Raw genomic sequence first — 22269 nt, 5'->3', positions numbered from 1 at the left:
GCCGCCCTTCGCGTTCGCGGAGGTGATCGAACGCCGCCTGCCCGTCCGGCCGCCCTACGACTGGCCGGCGATCCGCGCGTTCCTCGCCAAGCGGGCGATCCCGGGCGTCGAGGCGACGGATCCCGCGGCTTCCTACGCGCGCACGATCAGCGTCGCGGGGCGGCACGGGCTCCTGACGGTGGCACCGGGCGCGGATTGCCTGCACGTCGCGCTGCGCGGCGTCGAGGCGGGGCACGAAGAGGCCGTCGCGGGACGCCTGCGCCGCCTGTTCGACTGCGACGCCGATCCGGCCGCCGTCGCGGCCTGCCTCGGCGGGGACCCGGTCCTGGCCCCGCTCGTCGCGGCGCGGCCGGGTCTGCGCCTGCCGGGGGCCTGGGACCCGTTCGAGACCGGCTGCCGGGCGATCCTCGGCCAGCAGGTCTCGGTGGCGGCCGCGATCGGGCTCGCGGGCAGGTTGGTGGCGGCGTTCGGGACGCCGCTGGCGGAGCCGGCAGGCGGTCTGACCCACGTGTTTCCCGCGCCGACCGATCTGGTCGAGGCGGACGTCGCCCTGGCGCTCAACATGCCGCGGGCCCGCGGCGCGGCGATCCGGGCGCTGGCCGCGGCGGCGCTGGCCGATCCGGACCTGTTCGCCCCGGCGGAGTCGCTCGAGGCCGCGGTGCTGCGCTTCACGGCGATCCGCGGGATCGGTCCCTGGACGGCGCAGTACATCGCCATGCGGGCGCTCAAGCTGCCGGACGCCCTGCCGGTGGGCGATGTCGGGCTGCTGCGGGCGCTGGAGGGGGCCACCGGGCGTCCGAGCCCGGCGGCGCTCCTGGCCCGGGCCGAGGCGTGGCGGCCGTATCGCGCCTACGCGGCGCAGCACCTCTGGGCGGCGGACGAAGCGTCCGCGACGGGGCGATGAGGCGACCGAGAGGTTCATGTTCCGCATCGCCGATATCGGCTAAGCTTGCGGCCGGCCGGGGGGCTCAGGTTCGATGTCGGAAGCGGACAGCGAAGCGCGCGACACGCTTGTTGCGAACGAGCGGATCAAGTTCACGGCCACCTACGCCAACGGCCTCGCGGTCGCGATCTTCGCCGTCGGCGGTTTCGCGCCGTTCATCTCGACTGCCCTGTCGGATCGTCCGCACTTCGCGCCCGTGCTCATCGCCATGGTGGTTTGCTGGATCATGAGTGGCGCCATACATTGGGCTGTGAGGCGCGCATTGCGGAACCTTCGCCCATGACGACAGCTCAGCTTCTACTCCTGCTCGCGGTTCCGATCGGCGGCGGCGTGCTAGCCTTCGGTGCGCTCTGGCTCGCCCAGCGGGCGCATTGAGGACTGGGCCTCCGCACCGCGGGGACCGTTCCAGACACTCCCAATCGCGCCCGCATCTCGAGGGGCGGCGGAGCCGCCTCGAAGGCGGCTCCAGGGATTGCGCGGCTGACCGGAGGTCTCCCCCGAGGCGACTCCTCTCCGGCATCTCAGGATATGGTGGTGGGTCGGGAATCCTTCACCCTCCGCGGCTCCTCACCGTCCGAACCGCTCGAATTTCGGGAAGCTGCGCGCCATCATCAGCCCGACCTCCGCCCGGTGACCGAGCCACTTCTCCAGCACCGAGACGTTGGCGAGCCGGCCTTCGGCCGAGCCGTCCTGCCAGGGCAGGCCGTCGGCGAGCTTGAACACGTGCGCGTCGAGCAGCGTCCCGCTGCGGCAGCGCTGCAGCCGGACCCCCTTGCCGCGGGCGAGCTCCGCCACCTCGGAGACCGGGAAGACCAGCAGCAGCTTCTCGGTGTTCACCACCGCCACGTGATCGCCGTCGGCCGGCACCAGCACGGCGGCCGTGGCGTCGCCGTCGAGGCCGAGCACGCTCTTGCCCTTGCGGGTGTTGGCCACGAGCGCGTCGGCGGGCGCCACGAAGCCGCGTCCGTCCGAGCCGGCGATCAGCAGCTTGGTCTCCGGCCGGTACGGCAGCGCCGCCACGATCTCGGTGCCGTCGTCGAGGTCGGCCATCAGCCGGACCGGGTCGCCGAAGCCGCGGCCGCCCGGCAGCTTCGAGGCCTCGAGCGTGAACACCTTGCCGTTGGTGGCGAGCAGCAGGATCTTCTGGGTCGTCTCGGTCGGGAAGGCGATCTTCAGGGTGTCGTCGCCCTTGAACGCGACGCCCGAGAGATCGGCGACGTGGCCCTTGAGCGCCCGGATCCAGCCCTTGGTCGAGACGATCACGGTGATCGGCTCGCGCTCGACCAGGGCCGCCGTGAAGTCGATGCCGCCGACATCCGGCGGGCTCGCCAGCGTCGTGCGGCGCTTGCCGAGCTTGGTCTCGGGCCCGAAGGTCTTCTTCACCGCGCGGATCTGCGCCTGGATCGCCTTCCACTGCGCCGGCTCGGAGGCGAGCAGGGCGTCGATCTCGGCCTTCTCGGCGGTCAGCGCCTCGAACTCGCGCTTCAGCTCCATCTCCTCCAGCTTGCGCAGGGAGCGCAGGCGGGTGTCGAGGATCGCGTTGGCCTGGAGCTCGGTCAGCTCGAACCGGGCCATGAGGGCGGCCTTCGGCTCGTCCTCCTCGCGGATGATGCGGATCACCTCGTCGAGGTCGAGATAGACGATGAGCAGGCCGCCCAGGATCTCGAGGCGCCGGTCGATCTGGCCGAGGCGGTAGCGCGAGCGGCGCTGCAGGACCACGCGGCGGTGGTCGACCCACTCGCGCAGGCACTCGGCGAGCCCGATCACCTTCGGCACGAGGCCGCCGACCAGGACGTTGAGGTTGAGCGGGATGCGGGTCTCGAGCTCCGTGAGCCGGAACAGCGATTCCATCAGGATCACCGGGTCGACCGTGCGCGAGCGCGGCTCCAGCACCACGCGTACGTCCTCGGCCGACTCGTCGCGCACGTCGGCGAGCAGCGGCAGCTTCTTCTCCTGCAGCAGCTCGGCCATCTTCTCGATGAGCCGGCCCTTCGGGATGCCGTAGGGGATCTCGGTGACGACGATGTTCCAGGTGCCGCGGCCGAGATCCTCCTTGGCCCAGCGGGCGCGGACCCGGAAGGCGCCCCGCCCGGTCCGGTAGGCCTCGGCGATCGACTCGGCCGAATCGACGAGGATGCCGCCGGTCGGGAAGTCCGGGCCCTGGACGAACTTGGCGAGCTGCCCCGAGGTCGCCTCGGGATGGTTGATCAGGTAGAGCGCCGCGTCGCACAGCTCGGCGGCGTTGTGCGGCGGGATCGAGGTCGCCATGCCGACCGCGATGCCCTGGCTGCCGTTGGCGAGCAGGTTCGGGAAGGCCGCCGGCAGGACGATCGGCTCCTCCTTCTCGCCGTTGTAGGACGGGCGGAAGTCGACCGTGTCCTCGTCGATCCCGTCGAGCAGGAGGCGCGCGACCTCGGTGAGCCGCGCCTCGGTGTAGCGGTAGGCCGCGGGACCGTCGCCGTCGATGTTGCCGAAATTGCCCTGGCCGTCGACCAGGGGGTAGCGCTGGGCGAAGTCCTGGGAGAGCCGGACGAGCGCGTCGTAGATCGCCTGGTCGCCGTGGGGGTGGAAGTCGCCCATCACGTCGCCGACGATCTTGGCGCACTTCTTGTGCGCGGTGGTCGGGTCGAGGCGCAGCAGCCGCATCCCGTACAGGATGCGCCGGTGCACGGGCTTCAGCCCGTCGCGGGCATCCGGCAGGGCCCGGTGCATGATCGTGGAGAGCGCGTAGGCGAGGTAGCGCTCCTCCAGCGCGGATTTCAGCTCGACGCTCTCGATCCCGTCGCCGGACGGCGGCTCGAAGGGCTGGCCCATGACGGCTCCTCACTACAACGTCTTCACCGCGCGCCGTCATTCCGGGGCCGCGCAGCGGGGCCCGGAATCCAGAGCCGCCGACGTCCCGCGCGTGCGCGCGGACGGTGGTTCTGGATTCCGGGCGCGCCTTCGGCACCCGGAACGACGACGGGGTATCAAGAACAGAACACGAACATTACCCGGCCTCGCGGCCGAGCGCAACGAATCGCGCCCGCTCCTCGGGCGGCCCGAGGCCGCGGGGGCCCCAGACGTGCCGGTCGAGGAAGTATCCCGTCAAGGTAAACCCTTGGGCAACGCCGTCGGGACCCGGGGAACCGCCCGCGTGCAGGAAGGTCGGGAGCGCCAGGAGACGGTCCCGGTAGGGCTCGCCGGCCGAGGCGCTGACCGCCCGGCCGCTCTTCGGCGACACGTAGGCCAGGGCGTCGTTGCCGCCGGTGGCCGCGCAGGCGGTGAGGTCGAGGCCGAAGCCGAGTTCCGACAGGATCGCCAGCTCGAACCGCACCATCAGGGGCGGGGCGATGGCGGGGTCGTCGAGGTGCTCGACCAGGATCCCCGCCGCCGCGTAGAGCGCCGGATGCGGGTCGCGCTCGGGGAGGAGCCGCAGCAGCGCGGCCATGTGGTTCATGCCGTAGAGGGCGAGGCTCGATCCGATCAGCCGCGAGACCTGTGACTCGAGGGGCTCGACCGCGTAGGCGCCGAGACCCTCGTCGAGGCGCGCCCGCCACGTCACGCGGACCCGGTTCCCGGCCTGCAGCACGGGCTGCATCCGGCGCGAGCGCCCACCGTGCACGAGGCCGAGATGGCGCCCGTGGGCCTCGGTCATGGCCTCGAGGATGACGCCGGTCTCCCCGTGCCGGCGCAGGCCGAGCACCAGGGCGTCGTCGGTCCACTGCATCGAACGTCGCGTCTTCGTGTGAGAGATCGGGTGAGAGGCGCGCTCCGCGCCTGTCTCTCATATAGGGGGCCGCGGCCGCCGGCGCTGCCCCGCGCGGTCCCAGCCTCGGGCAACCTTGGCCGGGTAGCGATGACCGATGCCGCTCCGCGCCGCCCTCGCCGCCCTGCTGGTCCTCCTCGCCGCCGGCGCGCAGGCCGCGCCGCGCGCACCGAAGCCCGCCGCCGAGCCCGCCGCCGAGCCCGCCGCCGAGGCCGACCCCTCCCCGGCCCTCCTCCGGCGGATCGCCGCCCTGGCGCTGAGGCAGGTCGATTTCGGCGCGGTCTCGCTGCTGCCGGTGCGGTTCGCGGGCAGCCGGATCGCCGGGCCAATCGCCGAGGGGGGCGGGGTGATCTACTGCGTGTCGGGCCGGATGTACGGCCGGACCTTCGGCAAGCCCGAGCGTCCGAGGGTGGCGCTGCGCTACGACAACGACCGGCTCACGGTGCTCGACGACGACGAGGTCTGCACCGGACACCGCACCCGGCCCTTCCCCGAACTCGACGCGCTGGGCAACAAGCCGTGAGGCCCGGGCGTTGAGGGCCCATGCCCGCCGCGTCCGTCCGCAATCTCGACCTCAGCCTCGACCTGATCGCCCGCGCCCATTCCGTCCCGATCCCCGACGACCCGAGCGCGCTCGAGGTTCTGTCGGACGCCGAGTTGCGCCCGGGGCTCGACGCGATCGTCGCCGGGCGCGAGGGCAGCGACCTCTGGGTCTTCGCCTACGGCTCGCTGATGTGGAACCCGGAATTCCCGGTGGCCGAGCGCCGGATCGGGACGGTGCGCGGCTTCCACCGCCGCTTCTGCCTGCTCCAGCGGCGGTTCCGCGGCACGCCGGAACGGCCGGGCTTCGTCCTGGCGCTGGACCGCGGCGGCCTGTGCCGGGGCGTGGCCTTCCGCCTGCCCGGCATGGAGATCCGCGAGGCGCTGATGCCGGTCTGGCGCCGCGAGATGCGCGGCCGCGGCTACGTCGCCCGCTGGCTGCCGGTCGCCACCGAGGCCGGGACCGTCCCGGCCCTGACCTTCCTGGCGAACCGCGCCAGCGACCGCTACGCCGGACGCCTCTCGGATTCCGAGATCGCCGAGAAGATCGCCGCGGCCTGCGGCCACAAAGGGCCGAGCGCCGAGTACCTGTTCCGGACCGTGGAGGCCTGCGAGCGCCTCGGCATCCGCGACCGCCACCTCTGGAGCCTCCAGGCCCTCGTGGCCGCGCGCCTCAGGGCCTGCGCGCCCGGGGGGTGAGACCGTCTCCTGTCGAGCGCGTCGGTGCAGCCGCGCTCGCGAGGACGGTCGCGTCGACCGGGCAGCGGTTCAGATCCAGGCCCGCTTGGTCGCGACCACGAGGCGCCCGCCGCCGTGCTCCGCGTCCGGATTGCGCGGCTCCCGGATGCCGGGGGCGCGGCCGGTGGTGACGTAGACGAGGAGAGTGAGGACGAGCAGGATCTTCGTGCGCATGGCGACGCTCAAGGTTGAGCGTCGGTGCATAGGAACGATCGGTTTTTGCCGAGTTGCTGCGGTGCACGCGGGCGCGTCGGCGGCCGATTCCCTGCGGACGTGGTGAACGGAGGGTTGCGATGCGGCCGCGATCGTCTATGCCGCCGGCCCGTGATGTCCACAGGCGGAGGATAGGATGCGGCTCCGGATCGGCGTGGCCCTGGCGGTGGTCGTCATCGCCGCCGTTGCTCTGCTTGCCGGGCCGCTGAGCCGCGGCGACAGCCTGTCCGACATCCTGACCGGCCGGACCCCCCTGCTCGCCGGCAGCGCCCGGGCGCCCGGCGGCAGCGCGGACTTGAGCGGCACCGCGACCCTCGCGGCGGACCAGCGGCCGGCGACCCTGCACGTCGCCTGCGATCCGGGCGGCACCGGCCTGTCGGCGGCGCTGACCGTGCCGCGCTTCGCCGAACTGGCGCCGCGCTTCGATTTCGCGGGCCTCGAAGGGGCCGACAGCGAGAAGCCCCTGACCGGCCTCCTGGTCTCCAGCGCCGGCAGCGTGCGCTCCGTGCGCATGCCGGTCCGCGGCGCCGCGACCGGGGCCGATGCGGGCTTCACGCTGACGGTGGCGGGCGCGCGCCGCGGCGAGGATCCGCTGCGCGGGGTCGCCCTGGCCCTCGTCCAGCCCGGGACGAAGCTGACCTGGACGCAGGCGAGTCCGCGCGGCGAGGACGCGACCCTGACGGCCACGTTCACGGTGGCGGAGGCCGACGCCGCCGCGCTGAAGGGCGCCCTGAGCGGCTGCCTCGCGGCGCCGTTCTAGGGTCGCGATCGCGGCGGTCGGCCACCCCGGCCCGTTCGTCGTGGCCGCAGCGCACCGGAGCCGGTCAACCGGCGTGGCTGATCCCCTCGATGGCGCGAATGCGCGGCACGGCGAAGTCGGTGAACGCGCGGACGACCGGGCGCATGTGGCGGACGGACGGGTAGACCAGATAGGCGTCCGTCGAGCGCACCTCGTACGCGGGCAGGACGCGGACGAGGTGGCCGGCCGCCAAGTCCTCGGCGACCAGCAGGTGCTGGACCGGGCCCATGTACCGTCCCGCGCGCAGTTCGGCCAACAGCACCTCCGCGCTGTTGGTCCGCAGGGCCGGGCGGACGGCGAGGCTCAGCGTCTCGCGCCCGTGCTGGAGTACGAGCGTGTTCCGGTCGTCCAGGGCCGACGTGGTCGTCACGAGGGCCCGGTCGGCGATCTGCCCGGGCGCGTCGATGCCGCCGGCCCGCGCCAAGTATGCCGGGGCGGCGACCAGGATGCGGCGCACCCAGCCGAGCCGCCGCGTCACGACGTCCTGCCCGTGGGGCCGGCCGTAGCGGAGCGCGAGGTCGTAATCCTCGTAGACGAGGTCGATCAGCCGGTTGTCCAGCACGAGATCGACCGTGACCCGCGGATTCTCGGCCTGGAACGCCGCCACGATCCGGTGCAGATGGGCCGCCCCGATGCAGGCGGGCGCGTGCAGCCGCAGCCGGCCTTCGATGCGGCCGGCCTCGGTGCGGGCATCTTCCAGGGCGGCGTCGATCGTGGCGAGCGCGGGCTGACAGGCCGCGTAGAGCCGCTGGCCCTGCTGGGTCGGACGCACCAGCCGGGCGGACCGTTCGAGGAGCCGCGCACCGACCTGGGCCTCCAGATTGCGCAGATGCTTGCTGATCGCCGGCTGCGACACCGCGAGGTCGCGTGCGGCCGCGGTCATCGAGCCGCGCTCGACGGTCCGGAGGAACGCGCGCAGGGCCAGCGTCAGATCCATGGATGCCATCCGGTTATGGGTGTGATCACCCCATAGCCGATGGACGGGGCGGCCGCGTGGCGGTTCTGTGCGTCGTCGCCAGACCTTGGAGCGCAGCATCGATGTTTCCGACCCGCCGCAGCCTGCTCGCCGGCACGCCCCTGCTCGTCGCCGGCTGCGTCACCCGCGAGCCGCGCCCCGTCGCCACGCTGCGCCCGCCCGTCGACCCGGCCTACACGGCCCTCTACGCCGCGCTCGACGGCGAGCCCTTCCCCGTGCCGGCGGTGGACCTGTCCGCGATAGACCCGCGCTTCCTGCGCCGGGAGGTGGCCTACGCCACGGCCGAGCCGCCGGGCACGATCGTGGTCGATCCTTCGGCGTGCTACGCCTATTGCGTGCGCGAGGGCGGGCGCGCCATCCGCTACGGCGTGGGCGTCGGGCGCGATGAGGCGTTCAACTTCCGAGGCGCGGCCGTCATCGCCCGCAAGGCCGAATGGCCGCGCTGGACGCCGACCCAGGCCATGATCAAGCGGGAGCCCGAGCGCTACGGGCCCTATGCCGGCGGCCTGCCCGGCGGGGCCGGCAATCCGCTCGGTCCGCGGGCGCTCTACCTCTATCGGGACGGAGGCGACACGCTCTACCGCCTGCACGGCACCACGGAGCCGCAGACCATCGGCACGATGGTGTCGTCGGGCTGCGTGCGGTTCCTGAACCAGGACATCATCGACCTGTACGCCCGCGTGCCGGTGGGGAGCCGGGCGGTGGTGCTGGCGGCCAGCGGGACGGCGGCGAGCTGAGGGCCTCGACGGGCACGCACCTACAATTCCCGGCGACAGAACTCACAAAAGCCTACCCGTCCGTGCGAGCGGAGCAACCCCGTGTCGCGCGCCCTCATCGAGCGTGGCGCGTCCCTGGATCGCTTCGCTCCGCTCGCGAAGACGGCGCGGGCCGACCGAACCCACAGGCGCTTGGTATCAGCCGCCCCTCAGCTCACCTCCACCTGGACCACCCCGGGCACGGTCCGGAGCTGGCCGGCGAGCGCCGGGCTCGCCTGGAACTTGCCCGGCAGCCGGATCTCCACCTCGCGCTCGCCGCCGTCGAGCTTGAGGATCAGCGAGACCTCGCTCTCGCCCCGCATCGACAGGCGCTGCTGCACGGGCGCGACGCCGCGCGGGTCGCTCAGATGGATGCGGATGCCCTTCTGGTGGCGGGCGACCGCTTGGTCGAGGGGTTCCGCGGTGAGGATGCGGGCGCGCACGTCCTCGCCCTCCAGGTTCGCCTGGAGCTGGAGGACCAGCGGTCGGCCCGGTTCCAGGATGTCGCGGTACTGGCCGAGCCCCTCGGAGAAGATGATCGCCTCGAAATGCGCGGTCCGGTCCGACAGGGTGACGATGCCCATCTTGTTGCCGGTCTTGGTCCGCCGCTCCGCCCGGTCGAGCACGGAGGCCGCCACGCGGCCGACGCTCGACGTCCCGGCCCGCACGGCGCGGCAGAAATCCGTCCAGCTCTGCACCCGCAGCTTGTCCAAGAGGTCGCCGTACTCATCCAGCGGATGGCCCGAGATGAAGAACCCGATCGCCGCGTACTCGCGCTTGAGCGTGTCGGCCATCGGCCAGATCTCGTGCGGCGGGATCCGCAGGGACACGTCGTCCGCCACCACGCCGCCGAACATGTCGGTGACGCCGGCCGATTCCGCCTCCGCCGCGCTGGCGGCGAGCTTCATCATCGGCTCCACCGCCGCGAAGGCGCGCGCGCGGTCGGGCTCGATGCAGTCGAGCGCCCCGGCCTGGACGAGGCTCTCCAGGGTGCGCTTGTTGATCATCCGCGGGTTCAGCCGGCGGGCGAGGCAGGCGAGGTCCTTGAACGGCCGGTCGCCGCGGGCCTCCACCAGCGCCCGCACCGCCTCGCGGCCGACGCCCTTGATGGCGGCCAGCGCGTAGAAGATCTTGCCGTCGCGCACCGCGAACACCTCGCCGGAGGTGTTGATCGAGGGCGGCTCGACCGTGATCTTCAGGCGCTGCGCGTCCTGGCGGAATTCGGCCAGCTTGTCGGTGTTGTCGATGTCGAGGGTCATGGCGGCGGCCAGGAACTCGACGGGGAAGTTCGCCTTCAGGTAGGCGGTCTGGTAGGTCAGCAGCGCGTAGGCCGCCGCGTGGCTCTTGTTGAAGCCGTAATCGGCGAACTTGGCGAGCAGGTCGAAGATCTCGTTGGCCTTGGCCTTGGTCAGCCCGCGCTCGGTGCAGCCCTTAAGGAACCGGTCGCGCTGCGCGTCCATCTCGGCGCGGATCTTCTTGCCCATGGCGCGCCGGAGCATGTCGGCCTCGCCGAGCGAGTAGCCGGCGAGCACCTTGGCGATCTCCATCACCTGTTCCTGGTAGACGATGATGCCGAAGGTCTCCTTCAGCATCGGCTCCAGCTTCGGATCCGGGTACCAGGACGCCTCGTTGCCGGCGTCGCGGCCGAGCTTGCGCTCGCAATAGACCGGGATGTTGGCCATCGGGCCCGGCCGGTAGAGCGCCACCAGGGCGATGATGTCCTCCAGCCGGTCGGCCTGCATCTCGCAGAGCGCCTTGCGCATGCCGGCCGATTCCACCTGGAACACGCCGACCGTCTCGCCCCGGCCCATCGGCCCGTAGGTGTTCGGGTCGTCGAGCGGCAGCGAGGCGAGGTCGATGTCGATGCCGCGCTGCTTCAGCAGATCGGTGCAGCACCGCAGCATCGTCAGGGTCTTGAGGCCCAGGAAGTCGAACTTCACCAGCCCCGCCTGCTCGACCCACTTCATGTTGAACTGGGTGACCCGCATGCCGGTCTTCGGGTCCCGGTAGAGCGGGACCAGCTCCTCGAGCGGCCGATCGCCGATCACCACGCCGGCGGCGTGGGTCGAGGCGTGCCGGTGCAGGCCTTCGAGCTTCTTGGAGATGTCGATGAGGCGGCCGACGATCGGCTCCTCCTCCATGGCCTGCTGGAGCTTGGGCTCGCCCTCGATGGCCTGGGCGAGCGTCACCGGGTTGGCGGGGTTCTGCGGCACGAGCTTGGTCAGCTTGTCGACCTGCCCGTAGGGCATCTCCAGGACGCGGCCGACGTCGCGCAGCACGCCGCGGGCGAGCAGCGTGCCGAAGGTGATGATCTGCCCGACCTGCCCCTCGCCGTAGCGCTGCTGCACGTAGCGGATCACCCGCTCGCGGCCTTCGACGCAGAAGTCGATGTCGAAATCCGGCATCGAGACGCGCTCGGGGTTGAGGAAGCGCTCGAACAGCAGGCCGAACCGGAGCGGGTCGAGGTCGGTGATGAGCAGCGACCACGCCACCAGCGAGCCGGCGCCCGAGCCGCGGCCCGGACCGACCGGGATGTCGTGGTCCTTGGCCCACTTGATGAAGTCGGAGACGATCAGGAAGTAGCCCGGGAACTTCATCTTGACGATGACGTCGAGCTCGAATTCGAGGCGCTTGCGGTAATCCTCCTCGGAGAAGCCCGGCGCCGTGCCGTGCTGCTTCAGGCGCAGCTCCAGCCCGGCCTCGGCCTGCCGGCGCAGCTCGGTCGGCTCGTCGGCCGAGACCGCCCGCGCGCCCGCGTCGGACGCCTCCGCCAGGGCCTCCGCCATGGGCGGCGTCTCGCCGGCCGCCACGGCGCCGAAATTCGGCAGGATCGGCTTGCGGGTCCGCGCACGGACGGCGCAGCGCATGGCGATCTCGACCGTCGCCTGGAGCGCGTCCGGCAGGTCGCGGAACAGCTCGGCCATCTCGGCCCGGGTCTTGAAGGCGTGGCTCGGCGTCAGGCGGCGGCGGCGCTCATCCGAGACGAGGCGGCCCTCCGCGATGGCGAGCAGCGCGTCGTGGGCGTCGTAGTCGTCGGGCTTGGCGAAGTAGGGCTCGTTCGTCGCCACGATCCCGAGGCCGTGGCGGCCGGCGAGGTCGAGGAGCGCGGTCTCGATCCGCGCCTCCTCGGACTGGCCGTGGCGCTGGATCTCCACGTAGAGCCGGTCCTCGCCGAACGTCTCCTTCAGGCGCTTCAGGCGGTTGAGGGCGAGCTCCGGCCGGCCCGCCCGGAAGGCCGCGTCGAGGGGGCCCGCCATCCCGCCGGTGAGCGCGATCAGCCCCTCGGAGGCGCCCGCGAGCGCTCCGGCATCGAGGCGCGGCGCCTCGCCGAGGGCCGTGTCGAAATAGGCGCGGCTCGCCAGCCGCAGCAGGTTGGCGTAGCCGGACTCGTCCTGGGCGAGGAGCACGACGCCGTGGCTGGTCGGCGCCTGGCGCTGGTGCGGGTCCGCGGCCTCGAACGCCACAGAGAGCTGCACGCCGGCGATCGGCTGGACGCCCTCCCCGGCCGCCTTCTCGGAGAATTCCAGCGCGCCGAACAGGTTGTTGGTGTCGGTCAGGGCCAGGGCCGGCTGCCTGTCGGCGACCGCCGCCTTGATCAGGGAGCCGACCTTCAGCGCCCCTTCGAGCAGGGAATAGGACGAGTGGACGTGGAGGTGGACGAATCCGACCTCCTTGAGCTGGCGTGGCATGGCCGACCTTGTTCCGGGGTCGGGCAGCATCCCCGCTCGCCGGCCTCAAGTCGACGTGCGCCGCGCCGCCGCCGGACGATATCCACCGGTCGTGCCCCGGAAGCACCAGTTCGGCCCGGCCCTGTGGACAATCGGCGCCTACGGGGCGATCGCCTGTGCATAACCCGTCCGCGGACGGAACCGGGCAGTCTTCGGAAAAATCCGGCTAACGAACCGGTGCCAAGGCTATCGCCCAGGCGCCCACCGCCGCGAACAGCATCCCGAACGCCATGAACTCGACCATTCCGGTCAGGATCACCCGCTTCAGCATCGACCTGCCTCCTGTGTTCCGGCCCTAGTATGTTCATGTTTTGTTCTATGGAAAGGGTCTGCGGATCACAGGGTGGCCCCGTTTCTTCGACAGGGTAAAAAGTGTCTTGATGCGGATCGGGCGGGCTGGCATGCCCCCGCCTTCGAGACGAGCTCGTCACTGGCTGGGGAGTTCGAAGGAGCAAGCCATTCCCGAGCACCGGACGGTCGAACGGTTCGACGTCGCCCTCGTGGCCGTCGGCACACACGGCGATGTGCTTCCGTTCATCGCGCTGGGGCACGAGCTCCTGAAGCGCGGCCACGGCGTCTCGCTGGCGGCCCCGGCCCCGTTCGAGGCGATGGCCCGCCGGGCCGGCCTCGCCTTCCAGCCCCTGGGCACGGTCGCCGATTACGAGGCGGTGATCCGCCAGCCGGATCTGTGGCACCCGCAGCAGGGGTTCCGCCCGATGTTCGATTACGCCCTGCGGGTGGCCGAGCCGGCCTGCCTGTGGCTCGGCGCGACCCGCGCCCGGGGGATCGACCTGCGGGTGGTCGCCTCGCCGCTGGGCTGGGGGGCGCGGCTCGCGCAGGACCTCTACGATCTGCCGACCGCGACGCTGCACGTCATGCCGTTCCTGATCGAGAGCCGGTACGATCCGCCGCGCCTGCCGGGCCTGCCGCTGCCGCGCGTCCTGCCGGCCGCCCTGCGGGCCTACGTGAATCTCGGCGTCGACAAAGTGGCGGTCGGCCCGTTCACCCTCCCGCCGCTGAACGCCCTGCGGGCGCGTCTCGGCCTCGATCCGGTCTACCGGCTGCGGCACTGGTGGAACAGCCCGACCGGCATGCTCCTGATGTTCCCCGACTGGTACGCGGAGCCGCAGGCCGACTGGCCGGGCCAGGCCGTGCAGCTCGGCTTCCCGCTGGTCGACCGCTTCGGCGACGTGGCGTCCATGCCGCCGGAGCTGGAAGCGTTCCTCGAGGCGGGCGACCCGCCGATCGTGTTCACCTACGGCTCGGCCATGCGCCAGGGCGCCGGCTTCTTCGACACCGCGGTGCGGCTGTGCCGGCGCATGGGCCGGCGCGGCGTCCTGCTCGCCCCGCAGGGGGGGCAGATCCCGAAGCCGCTGCCGGCCGGGATCATCCACCTGCCCTACGCCCCTCTGAGCGCCCTGCTGCCGCGCAGCGCGGCGCTGGTCCACCACGGCGGCGTCGGCACGGTGGCGCAGGCGCTGGCCGCGGGCGTCCCGCAGCTGGTGGTGCCCGTGGCCTTCGACCATTTCGACGAGGGGCGGCGGCTGAAGGATCGGGATCTCGGCGCCACCCTGAGCCGCCGCGCCTTCCGGCCCGCGCGGGCGGCGCGGGTCCTCGGCCGGCTGCTCGCCGACCCCGCGGTGACGCGGGCCTGCGCGGCGGCCCGGGCGCGGATGGCGGACGGCCGCGACGCCGTCCTCGACGCCTGCGACTACGTCGAGCGGCTGACGGCCGCCGAGTCCGGTCCCGGCCCGTCCCGCGCGTCCTGACCCGCCGGCTGCCCGAACGCGGGGGGCGCCCCCTCCGACGGAAGCGGCGCCCTTTCGATTACTGCCCGAGCAGCGCGGTGGCCGAACCGACGAACGTCATGAGCAGGCCGCTCACGAAGGCGCCGATCATGACGTAGGAGAGAGCCTTGAGCTTCATCCGTCCTCGCGTCGGCTCAGCAGCGGTAGCCGCCGGAGGTCTGGCCGTACTGCTTCACCGGCCGGGTCTGCTGGTCGGCGTTGCCCTCGGCGGCCGAGCTCAGCGGGCAGCCGACGTAGTTGGGATTGTCGTGGACCCCCAGTCCGAGCGAGCCCGTGGTCTCGACCTCGTAGGGAGCGAGGCCCGTCCAGCGGGCGCCGTTCGCCGCCAGAGCGGACGAGATCGGGGCAACGCCAAGGACAAGTGCGGTGACGGCTGCGGCGATACGGGTATTCATGGTCAGGCTCCAGAGATAACGCAGTACAGGCCGGTTGTTCGGCTCTGTTTTGTCTTGCGTGATCATAAGATAGGGGCCCGGTGTCTTCCGCGACGTGACGCGTCGCACGCGGCGCGACGGATTAAAGATCGCGTGCACTTGCGTGGCTCGGAGGTCCGCGGCCCGGCTGGCGTCGCGGGCCGGGAGCGATGCGCCCTGTGGTTGATCGAGGCTGCCGGGGCGCGGCGTGCAAGGGGCGCGCCGCCGCGCGTGCCGTCGCTGCGCCGGCACACGGGAGACCTGCTCAGCGGGTGGCCCGCTCAGTCGAGCTGCGTGATCAGCCCGTCCCGGATGGTGACCCGCCGATCCATGCGGGCGGCCAATTCCAGGTTGTGGGTCGCGACCAGGGCGGCGAGCCCCGAGGCGCGGACCAGGGCCATCAGGATCGAGAAGACGTGGCCCGCCGTCCCGGGATCGAGGTTGCCGGTCGGCTCGTCGGCGAGCAGCAGCCGCGGGCCGTTGGCCACCGCCCGGGCGATGGCGACGCGCTGCTGCTCGCCTCCCGACAGCTCCGCCGGACGGTGCGGCAGCCGCTCCTTGAGGCCGAGGAAGCTCAGGAGTTCCGTGGCGCGGGCCTTCGCCTCCGGGGCCTTCAGGCCGCGGATGAGCTGGGGCATCACCACGTTCTCCAGCGCCGAGAACTCCGGCAGCAGGTGGTGGAACTGGTAGACGAAACCCATCTCCTCGCGCCGCAGGCGCGTGCGCTCGGAATCCGCCATCGCGGCCGTGGGCTGACCGCCGATATAGATCTCGCCCCCGTCCGGCCGCTCCAGCAGGCCGGCGAGGTGCAGCAGGGTCGACTTGCCGGCTCCCGACGGCGCCACCAGCGCGACCAACTCCCCCGGCCAGATCGCGAGGTCGGCCCCGCGCAGGATCTCGAGGGCACCCTCGGCCTGGGCGTAGCGCCGCTCGACGCGGGAGAAGAACAGCGCCGGCACCGGCTGGTCGCCGGCGGTCTGGCTCGAATCGCTCATCGGATGCGGCCCGTCAGCCGTAGCGGAGGGCCTGCACCGGATCGAGCCGGGCGGCGCGCCAGGAGGGATACAGCGTCGCCGCGAGCGACAGCAGCAGGGAGGTGATCACCACGGCGGTGATCTCCTTCGGGTTCATCTGGGCCGGGATCTCGGCGAGGAACCGCACCGTCGGGTCCCATGCGCCCGGAAACAGCACGTGCTGGATCGGCTTGATGTTCAGCGTGATCAGGACGCCGAGGCCGAGCCCGCTGAGCGTCCCGACGACGCCGATCAGCGCGCCGTTGATCAGGAACACCCGCATGATCGTGCCCGGCGTCGCCCCCATGGTGCGCAGGATCGCGATGTCGCTCGACTTGTCGCGCACCAGCAGGATCAGGCCGGAGACGATGTTGAGGGTCGCCACCACGACGATCAGGCTGAGGATCAGGAACATGACGTTCCGCTCAACCTCCAGGGCCCCGAAGAAGGTCCGGTTGCGCTGGCGCCAGTCGGTGAGCAGGATCGGGCGCTCGGCCGCCATCTCCAGGGGCTCGCGCATGTCGCCGACATGGTCGGGATCGTCGACGTAGATCTCGATCATGCTCACGTCGCCGTCCTTGTTGAAGAACGCCTGGGCCTCGGCCAGCGGCATGAACACGAAGGTCTGGTCGAACTCGGTCATGCCGACCTCGAACACCGCCTTGACCGTATAGCTCTTGGTGCGCGGCGCCGTCCCGAAGGGCGTCGACGAGCCCTTGGGCGTGACCAGCGTGATCGTGTCGCCGGCCTGCAGGCCCAGCGTGTCGGCGAGCCGCCGCCCGATCAGCACGCCGGTGCCGTCGTCGAAACCTTCGAGGGTGCCGCCGCGGATCGCCGAGGACACGGCCGCCAGCGCGTCGAGGTCGGCCGCCCGCACGCCGCGGATGATGACGCCGGATCCGCCGTACTGCGACGAGGCGAAGGCCTGGCCCTCGACCAGCGGCACCGCGGCGCGCACGCCCGCCACCTTCGACAGCCGGTCCGACAGGTCGGTCCAGTCGTTGAACGGCCGGTCGATGGGCGTCGCGAACAGGTGGCCGTTGATGCCGACGATCTTCGACAGCAGTTCCGCGCGGAAGCCGTTCATCACCGACAGGACGATGATCAGCGTGGCGACGCCGAGCGCGATGCCGAGCACCGAGAAGAACGCCACCACCGAGACGCCGCCGCCCCGGCGCCGGGCGCGCAGGTAGCGGCCGGCGAGGATCCACTCGAACGGCGCGAAGGGCGCGGTGCCCTGGCGGAACGAGGCCGCGAAGGAGGCCGCGAACGAGGCCGCGAAGGTCCGAACCCGGTCCAGCTTCGCTGAGGCGGCCATCGGCACGCCTCAGACGCGCCGGATGCGTGCCAGCAGATCGACGGTCGCGAGGCTCTCGCGCTCGCCGCCGGCACGCCGCTTCAGCTCGACCTTGCCCTCCGCCAGGCCCTTGGGCCCGACGATCACCTGCCAGGGCAGGCCGATCAGGTCGGCGGTGGCGAACTTCGCGCCGGGACGCTCGTCGCGGTCGTCGTAGAGCACCGACAGGCCGGCGGTCTCGAGGTCGGACTGGATCTGCGCGCAGGCGGCGTCGGTGGCCGCGTCCCCGACCTTGAGGTTGATCAGCGCGACGTCGAACGGCGCCACCGAGTCCGGCCAGATGATCCCGGCCTCGTCGTGGCTGGCCTCGACGATGGCGGCGACCAGCCGGCTCGGCCCGATGCCGTAGGAGCCCATATGGACCGGCCGCTCGATCCCGTCCGGACCGGCGACCTTGGCGCCCATCGGCTCGGAATACTTGGTGCCGAAGTAGAAGATGTGCCCGACCTCGATGCCGCGGGCCGCCATGCGGTTGTCCTCCGGAACCTCCGCGAAGGCCGCCGGCTCGTGCATCTCCTCGGTGGCCGCGTAGTGCGAGGTCCAGGCATCGACGATGCCCTGGAGGGCGGCGACGTCGTCGAAATCGACGGTCGCTGGCGGGATGTCGAAGTCGAGATAGGCCTTGTCGCAGAAGACCTCGCTCTCGCCGGTCTTGGCCAGGATGATGAACTCGTGGGACAGGTCGCCGCCGATCGGGCCGGTATCGGCGCGCATCGGGATCGCCTTCAGGCCGAGGCCCGCGAAGGTGCGCAGGTACGCCACGAACATCCGGTTGTAGGCGTGGCGCGCGCCGGCCTGGTCGAAATCGAACGAGTAGGCGTCCTTCATCAGGAACTCGCGCGAGCGCATCGTGCCGAAGCGCGGCCGCACCTCGTCGCGGAACTTCCACGAGATCTGGTAGAGGTTCTTGGGCAGGTCCTTGTAGGAGCGCACGCTCGCCCGGAAGATCTCGGTGACCATCTCCTCGGCTGTGGGGCCGTAGAGCATCTCGCGGTCGTGCCGGTCCTTTAGGCGCAGCATCTCCTTGCCGTAGGCGTCGTAGCGGCCGGATTCCCGCCACAGCTCGGCGGACTGCACCGTCGGCATCAGGATCTCGACGGCGCCGGACCGGTCCTGCTCCCGCCGGATCACCGCGCAGACGCGCTCCAGAACCCGCAGGCCCAGCGGCAACCAGGCGTAGATGCCGGCGGCTTCCTGGCGGACCAGGCCGGCGCGCAGCATCAGCCGGTGCGAGACGATCTCGGCTTCCTTGGGCGTCTCGCGCAAGGTCGGCATGAAGTAGCGGGAGAGACGCATGTCGTCAGAGTCTTGGAAGAGGATCGGCCGGGAGGAGCCGCGGCGCGCCGGCACACAACACGCCGGAGACGCAAATTACAAGCACTGCGCGACCACGGCGGGGCGTAATCGCGGCGAACCGGAGGCGGCGGCCCGGCCGCGCTGAGGCCGCTGCCTAGGCGGAAAGCGGTATGCCCATTTGCCGGCAAGAAAGCGCAGATTTTTCTCGCAGACCCGGTGACAACACGAATTGTTGTTCCTATAAGCGTCCGGCGATGTTTGCGACGCCCGGAAGAGGTGGCGCAAGGTCCGAGTCTCGGGAGGAAAAGCGACCGCCCCGCAGCCAATGCGAGGGATATTTCAAGGTCGAGCCAGTGAAGCTTGAAAGCAAGGCCTCGGGCCTTGCTTTTTTTATTCTTGGGTCCGGTCGGCGCGGCCGTGTCGAACCACCCGCTAGGCCCGCGCCCATCTGGTTTCGGGCGGTGGCCCGCCGCGGCGGCGCTTCCCGGATCGCCGCTCCAAGCCGTCCTAGAGCCCGGTCAGCGGGAACACCGCCAGGGCGATGAGGAAGGCCGCGCCCGCGACCAGCGTCGTCCAGATCGCCTTCTCGCGCAGTCGCGGCGCCGCCGGCGCCCCGGGATCCTGGCCCGGCACCACGTGGCTGGGCCGCGTCTCCGGCTGGTTGCGCAGGGGCAGGACCGCGAAGAGCAGCGTCCACCAGACCACGAAGTAGAGGGCGATCGCCCCGCCCACCGTCAGCTTGAACAGGCTCACCGCCGCCGCCACGAAGGCGGCGATCAGGACGGTGATCGCCGCCAGGGTCACCGGCGTCGAGCGGGCCAGCGCGTTCATCATCCGGCTCACACCTGCTCCAGCTCGACCAGGGTGCCGAGGAAGTCCTTGGGGTGCAGGAACAGGACCGGCTTGCCGTGCGCGCCGATCCGCGGCTCGCCGGTGCCGAGCACCCGGGCGCCCTGCGCCTTGAGCTGATCGCGGGCGGCCAGGATGTCGTCGACCTCGTAGCAGACGTGGTGGATGCCGCCGCCCGGGTTGCGGGCCACGAAGGACTCGATCGGCGAGCCCTCGCCCAGGGGGGACATCAGCTCGATCTTGCTGTTCGGCAGCTCGACGAACACGACGGTGACGCCGTGCTCGGGCTGCGGCAGGGGCGCGGTGATCGTCGCGCCCAGCGTGTCGCGGTAGACCGCGCAGGCGGCGTCGAGATCCTGCACGGCGATAGCCACGTGGTTGAGACGGCCGATCATGGTGTTTCCTCCCCAGCATGCTGGCTCCCTGACCGGGAGCTTCGTTTGTTCCCGGGGCCGGCTCCGCCCGTACACCCGGACGCGACCTGCCCCCTCTCCCGCGCGGGAGAGGGGATTCGCGCCGCCTCCGGCAGCCGATCTGTAAAGGTCGGCTGCCGCGCGGCCCCGCAGGTTACAGCGCCCCGGGATCGGCAGCCAGCCTCACACCTCCACCACCTGCACGTGGCAGGCCGGCTTCTTGCCCCACACCTCGTTGACCGCGGTGCGCACCGCCCGGTCGACCGTCTTCTCGACGCTCTCCGAGTCCTTGAGCTTGCCACGCGACATCCCCGACAGGGTGCGGGAGACGGCGTCCACCACGGTCTCGATCAGCGGCTCGCCGGACCGGCCGCGGTTCGGCAGGCCGATGATGTCCACCGCCGGCTCACCGAGCACGACGCCGTCCTCGTCGATAGCGATCGCCACCGAGACCAGGCCGGCCTGCATCAGCTTGCGCCGCTCAGGGATCGCCCGGTCCTTCTCGTCGATCAGGACGTCGCCGTCCTTGAACAGGCGGCCGGCCTTCACGTGGTCGATCACCTCGGGCTTGCCGGGGCTCAGGCGGATCAGGCTGCCGTTGCGGGCCTTGACCACGTTCTGCACGCCCTGCGCCCGCGCGAAGCGGGCGTGCTCGTCGAGGTGCAGGGCCTCACCGTGGACCGGGATCGCGGTGCCCGGGCGGGTCCATCGGTACATCTCGACCATCTCGTCCCGGCGCGGGTGGCCGGAGACGTGGACGAGGTCGGTGCGGTCGGTGATCACCTCGACGCCCTGCTCGATCAGGTCGTTGATGATCGAGCCGACATCGCGCTCGTTGCCCGGGATGGCGCGCGAGGAGAAGATCACCTGGTCACCGGCGGTGAGGCTGATATCCGGGTGGTCGCGGCGGGAGACGCGGGCGAGCGCCGCCCGCGGCTCGCCCTGTGAGCCGGTGAGCAGCGCGACGACGCGCTCCCGCGGCAGGCTCTTCCACGAATCGGAGCGGCGGAACTCGGGCAGGCCGTCGAGGTAGCCGCACTCGCGGGCGACGTCGATCACCCGGTCCATGGCGCGGCCGACCGCGATGACCTCGCGCCCGCAGGCGGCGGCGGCCTCGGCGACCGCGCGGATGCGCGCCACGTTGGACGCGAAGGTCGTCACGGCGACCCGGTGCGGCGCGTCCGCGATCAGCGTCTTCAGCGTCTCGGCGACGGTCTTCTCGCTCGGCGAGAAGCCCTCGCGCACGACGTTGGTCGAGTCGCAGACGATGGCGAGGACGCCCTCGTCCCCGAGCGCCGTGAACGCCTCCGGCGACGTCACCGAGCCGGCCACCGGGGTCGGGTCGATCTTCCAGTCGCCAGTGTGGAGGACGAGGCCCGCCGCGGTGCGGATGGCGATGGCGTTCGATTCCGGGATGGAGTGCGAGACCGGCACGTACTCGAGCTCGAACGGCCCGATGGTCACGCGCCGCCCGGGCTTCACCTCCCGCAGCTCGACCTTCGGGGCGCCGGGCTCGGACAGGCGCCGGGTCTCCAGCAGGTTCTTGGCGAAGCGGGTCGCGTAGACCGGCGCCTTGAGCCGGGGCCACAGCTCCGAGATCGCCCCGATATGGTCCTCGTGTGCGTGGGTGATGAAGATCCCCAGCAGGTCCTTGCGCCGCTCCTCGATGAAGGAGAGGTCGGGGAACATCAGATCGACGCCCGGCATCTGCTCCTCGCCGGCGAAGCCCATGCCGCAATCGACCATGATCCACTTCCGGCCCTTCTCCGGGCCGAACCCGTAGAGCGCCGCGTTCATCCCGATCTCGCCCACGCCGCCGAGCGGCAGGAAGACCAGCTCCTCCTGTCCCTTAACCATCTGTCGTCGTCCAAACTCAGGCCGCCGTCGCGGCCGATCCGAAATGCACCTCGCCCGCCGTCACGGTATGCCGGTTCCCGTCGGGGGCGAGGATCACGAGCCGCCCCCCCTCGTCGATCGTCTCGAACACGCCCCGCAGGATGTGACCGCCGCTGTGCACCGCGATCTCCGATCCGAGACCCGCGGCCCGCGCGAGCCAGGCCGCGCGCAGGTCAGCGAAATTCCGTCCCCGGTCCCAGGCGCGCGCCCGCGCGGCCATCCGGTCCGAGAGATGTTCCAGTAGCGCCTCGGCGCCGCACGCGTAACCCACCGCCGCCAAGCTCGCGGCCCCGAGGCCCTCCGGCGCCGCCGCGACGTTCACGCCGAAGCCGATGACCGCGGCACGCCGCCCGCCCGGGAGCGTCTCCGCCTCCAGGAGCAGGCCGGCGAGCTTCGCCCCGCCGAGCAGCACGTCGTTCGGCCATTTGAGCTGAAAAGATCGGGCCCCGGCGCCGGATCCGGTATCCGGCAGGGTGCCGCAGGCCGCCTCCAGCGCCTCGATCAGGGCGAGGCCGGCCACGAAGCCCAACTCGGCGAGGTGGTCCGGCGCGACCCCGGCGACCGGCCAGAGCACGCTCGCCGCGAGGTTGCCGGGGAGCGAGGACCAGCTGTTGCCCCGCCGACCGCGGCCCGCCTCCTGGCGGTGCGTCACCACCCAGAGCGGGCCTGTCTCGCCGGCGCGCGCGCGCGCCACGGCCTCCGTGTTGGTGGAGCCGAGGGTGTCGTGGACGTGCAGGCGGTGGCCCTCGGCGCGCGCCGAGGGCCCGAGTCGGTAGGTCAAGGC

Annotated in this window: 20 protein-coding genes; 7 read left to right on the top strand and 13 right to left on the bottom strand. The window is 71.7% G+C overall.

Annotated features, from left to right (window positions below; translation table 11 throughout):
* The first annotated feature begins 22 nt into the window (after positions 1-22).
* Positions 23-904 carry an AlkA N-terminal domain-containing protein gene (locus ASG32_RS27610; protein ID WP_056532592.1) on the top strand — a complete coding sequence of 294 codons (882 nt, stop codon included), beginning with the start codon at positions 23-25 and terminating at the stop codon, positions 902-904.
* A 73-nt stretch (positions 905-977) separates the two neighbouring features.
* Positions 978-1226, top strand: coding sequence for a hypothetical protein (locus ASG32_RS27605; protein WP_020092265.1), 249 nt, complete (start codon positions 978-980; stop codon positions 1224-1226).
* 284 nt (positions 1227-1510) lie between these two features.
* On the opposite strand, the gene parC is transcribed toward ASG32_RS27605, so the two are convergent.
* Together parC and recO are read right to left on the bottom strand one after the other, a co-directional pair.
* Positions 1511-3757, bottom strand: a complete 2247-nt coding sequence (gene parC, locus ASG32_RS27600) for a DNA topoisomerase IV subunit A (RefSeq protein ID WP_056532589.1) — start codon at positions 3755-3757, stop codon at positions 1511-1513.
* 175 nt (positions 3758-3932) lie between these two features.
* Positions 3933-4652, bottom strand: coding sequence for a DNA repair protein RecO (gene recO, locus ASG32_RS27595; protein ID WP_056532586.1), 720 nt, complete (start codon positions 4650-4652; stop codon positions 3933-3935).
* A gap of 136 nt (positions 4653-4788) precedes the next feature.
* Here recO and ASG32_RS27590 point away from each other — a divergent pair, with 136 nt between their 5' ends.
* Complete coding sequence (locus ASG32_RS27590; protein WP_056532583.1) at positions 4789-5214, top strand: hypothetical protein; 426 nt, start codon at positions 4789-4791, stop codon at positions 5212-5214.
* Between the two features lie 20 nt (positions 5215-5234).
* Positions 5235-5930, top strand: coding sequence for a gamma-glutamylcyclotransferase (locus ASG32_RS27585; protein WP_056532580.1), 696 nt, complete (start codon positions 5235-5237; stop codon positions 5928-5930).
* Between the two features lie 69 nt (positions 5931-5999).
* Here ASG32_RS27585 and ASG32_RS34630 read toward each other — a convergent pair whose 3' ends face one another.
* Positions 6000-6143: a hypothetical protein gene (locus ASG32_RS34630; protein WP_020092259.1), complete on the bottom strand. Its 144-nt coding sequence runs from the start codon at positions 6141-6143 to the stop codon at positions 6000-6002.
* Positions 6144-6318: 175 nt separating this feature from the next.
* On the opposite strand from ASG32_RS34630, the gene ASG32_RS27580 reads away from it, so the two are divergent.
* Positions 6319-6942 (top strand): hypothetical protein, encoded by a 624-nt coding sequence (locus ASG32_RS27580; RefSeq protein ID WP_056532577.1) that lies wholly within the window; start codon positions 6319-6321, stop codon positions 6940-6942.
* Positions 6943-7006: 64 nt separating this feature from the next.
* On the opposite strand, the gene ASG32_RS27575 is transcribed toward ASG32_RS27580, so the two are convergent.
* Positions 7007-7918 carry a LysR family transcriptional regulator gene (locus ASG32_RS27575; RefSeq protein WP_020092257.1) on the bottom strand — a complete coding sequence of 304 codons (912 nt, stop codon included), beginning with the start codon at positions 7916-7918 and terminating at the stop codon, positions 7007-7009.
* 101 nt (positions 7919-8019) lie between these two features.
* On the opposite strand from ASG32_RS27575, the gene ASG32_RS27570 reads away from it, so the two are divergent.
* Positions 8020-8694: a L,D-transpeptidase gene (locus tag ASG32_RS27570; protein ID WP_056532575.1), complete on the top strand. Its 675-nt coding sequence runs from the start codon at positions 8020-8022 to the stop codon at positions 8692-8694.
* Positions 8695-8882: 188 nt separating this feature from the next.
* Here ASG32_RS27570 and dnaE read toward each other — a convergent pair whose 3' ends face one another.
* A complete protein-coding gene (gene dnaE / locus ASG32_RS27565) occupies positions 8883-12401 on the bottom strand; it encodes a DNA polymerase III subunit alpha (protein ID WP_056532572.1) in 3519 nt (1172 codons plus the stop codon).
* A 440-nt stretch (positions 12402-12841) separates the two neighbouring features.
* Between dnaE and ASG32_RS27560 the strand changes: the two genes are divergently transcribed.
* Positions 12842-14209, top strand: coding sequence for a glycosyltransferase (locus ASG32_RS27560; RefSeq protein WP_244492250.1), 1368 nt, complete (start codon positions 12842-12844; stop codon positions 14207-14209).
* A gap of 173 nt (positions 14210-14382) precedes the next feature.
* Here the strand turns inward: ASG32_RS27560 and ASG32_RS27555 are convergent, their stop codons facing one another.
* The 8 genes from ASG32_RS27555 to ASG32_RS27520 form a co-directional block, all read right to left on the bottom strand.
* Entirely contained in the window at positions 14383-14643 is a 261-nt protein-coding gene (locus ASG32_RS27555; protein ID WP_056532569.1) for a hypothetical protein, read from the bottom strand.
* A gap of 299 nt (positions 14644-14942) precedes the next feature.
* Positions 14943-15656, bottom strand: a complete 714-nt coding sequence (locus tag ASG32_RS27550; protein WP_020092250.1) for an ABC transporter ATP-binding protein — start codon at positions 15654-15656, stop codon at positions 14943-14945.
* Positions 15657-15669: 13 nt separating this feature from the next.
* Positions 15670-16992 (bottom strand): lipoprotein-releasing ABC transporter permease subunit, encoded by a 1323-nt coding sequence (locus tag ASG32_RS27545; protein ID WP_082558078.1) that lies wholly within the window; start codon positions 16990-16992, stop codon positions 15670-15672.
* 9 nt (positions 16993-17001) lie between these two features.
* Positions 17002-18327 (bottom strand): proline--tRNA ligase, encoded by a 1326-nt coding sequence (proS, locus tag ASG32_RS27540; protein WP_020092248.1) that lies wholly within the window; start codon positions 18325-18327, stop codon positions 17002-17004.
* 507 nt (positions 18328-18834) lie between these two features.
* Positions 18835-19161 carry a DUF1467 family protein gene (locus ASG32_RS27535; RefSeq protein WP_020092247.1) on the bottom strand — a complete coding sequence of 109 codons (327 nt, stop codon included), beginning with the start codon at positions 19159-19161 and terminating at the stop codon, positions 18835-18837.
* A 5-nt stretch (positions 19162-19166) separates the two neighbouring features.
* Positions 19167-19571 (bottom strand): methylmalonyl-CoA epimerase, encoded by a 405-nt coding sequence (mce, locus tag ASG32_RS27530; protein ID WP_020092246.1) that lies wholly within the window; start codon positions 19569-19571, stop codon positions 19167-19169.
* A gap of 201 nt (positions 19572-19772) precedes the next feature.
* Positions 19773-21446 carry a ribonuclease J gene (locus ASG32_RS27525; protein WP_056532566.1) on the bottom strand — a complete coding sequence of 558 codons (1674 nt, stop codon included), beginning with the start codon at positions 21444-21446 and terminating at the stop codon, positions 19773-19775.
* Between the two features lie 16 nt (positions 21447-21462).
* Complete coding sequence (locus ASG32_RS27520) at positions 21463-22266, bottom strand: biotin--[acetyl-CoA-carboxylase] ligase (protein ID WP_056532563.1); 804 nt, start codon at positions 22264-22266, stop codon at positions 21463-21465.
* Between the last annotated feature and the right edge of the window lie 3 nt (positions 22267-22269).

The sequence above is a fragment of the Methylobacterium sp. Leaf361 genome (assembly GCF_001424445.1).
Taxonomy (GTDB): domain Bacteria; phylum Pseudomonadota; class Alphaproteobacteria; order Rhizobiales; family Beijerinckiaceae; genus Methylobacterium.
The sequence above is the reverse complement of the archived record's forward strand: the minus strand, read 5'-3'. Positions and strand labels throughout refer to the sequence as shown.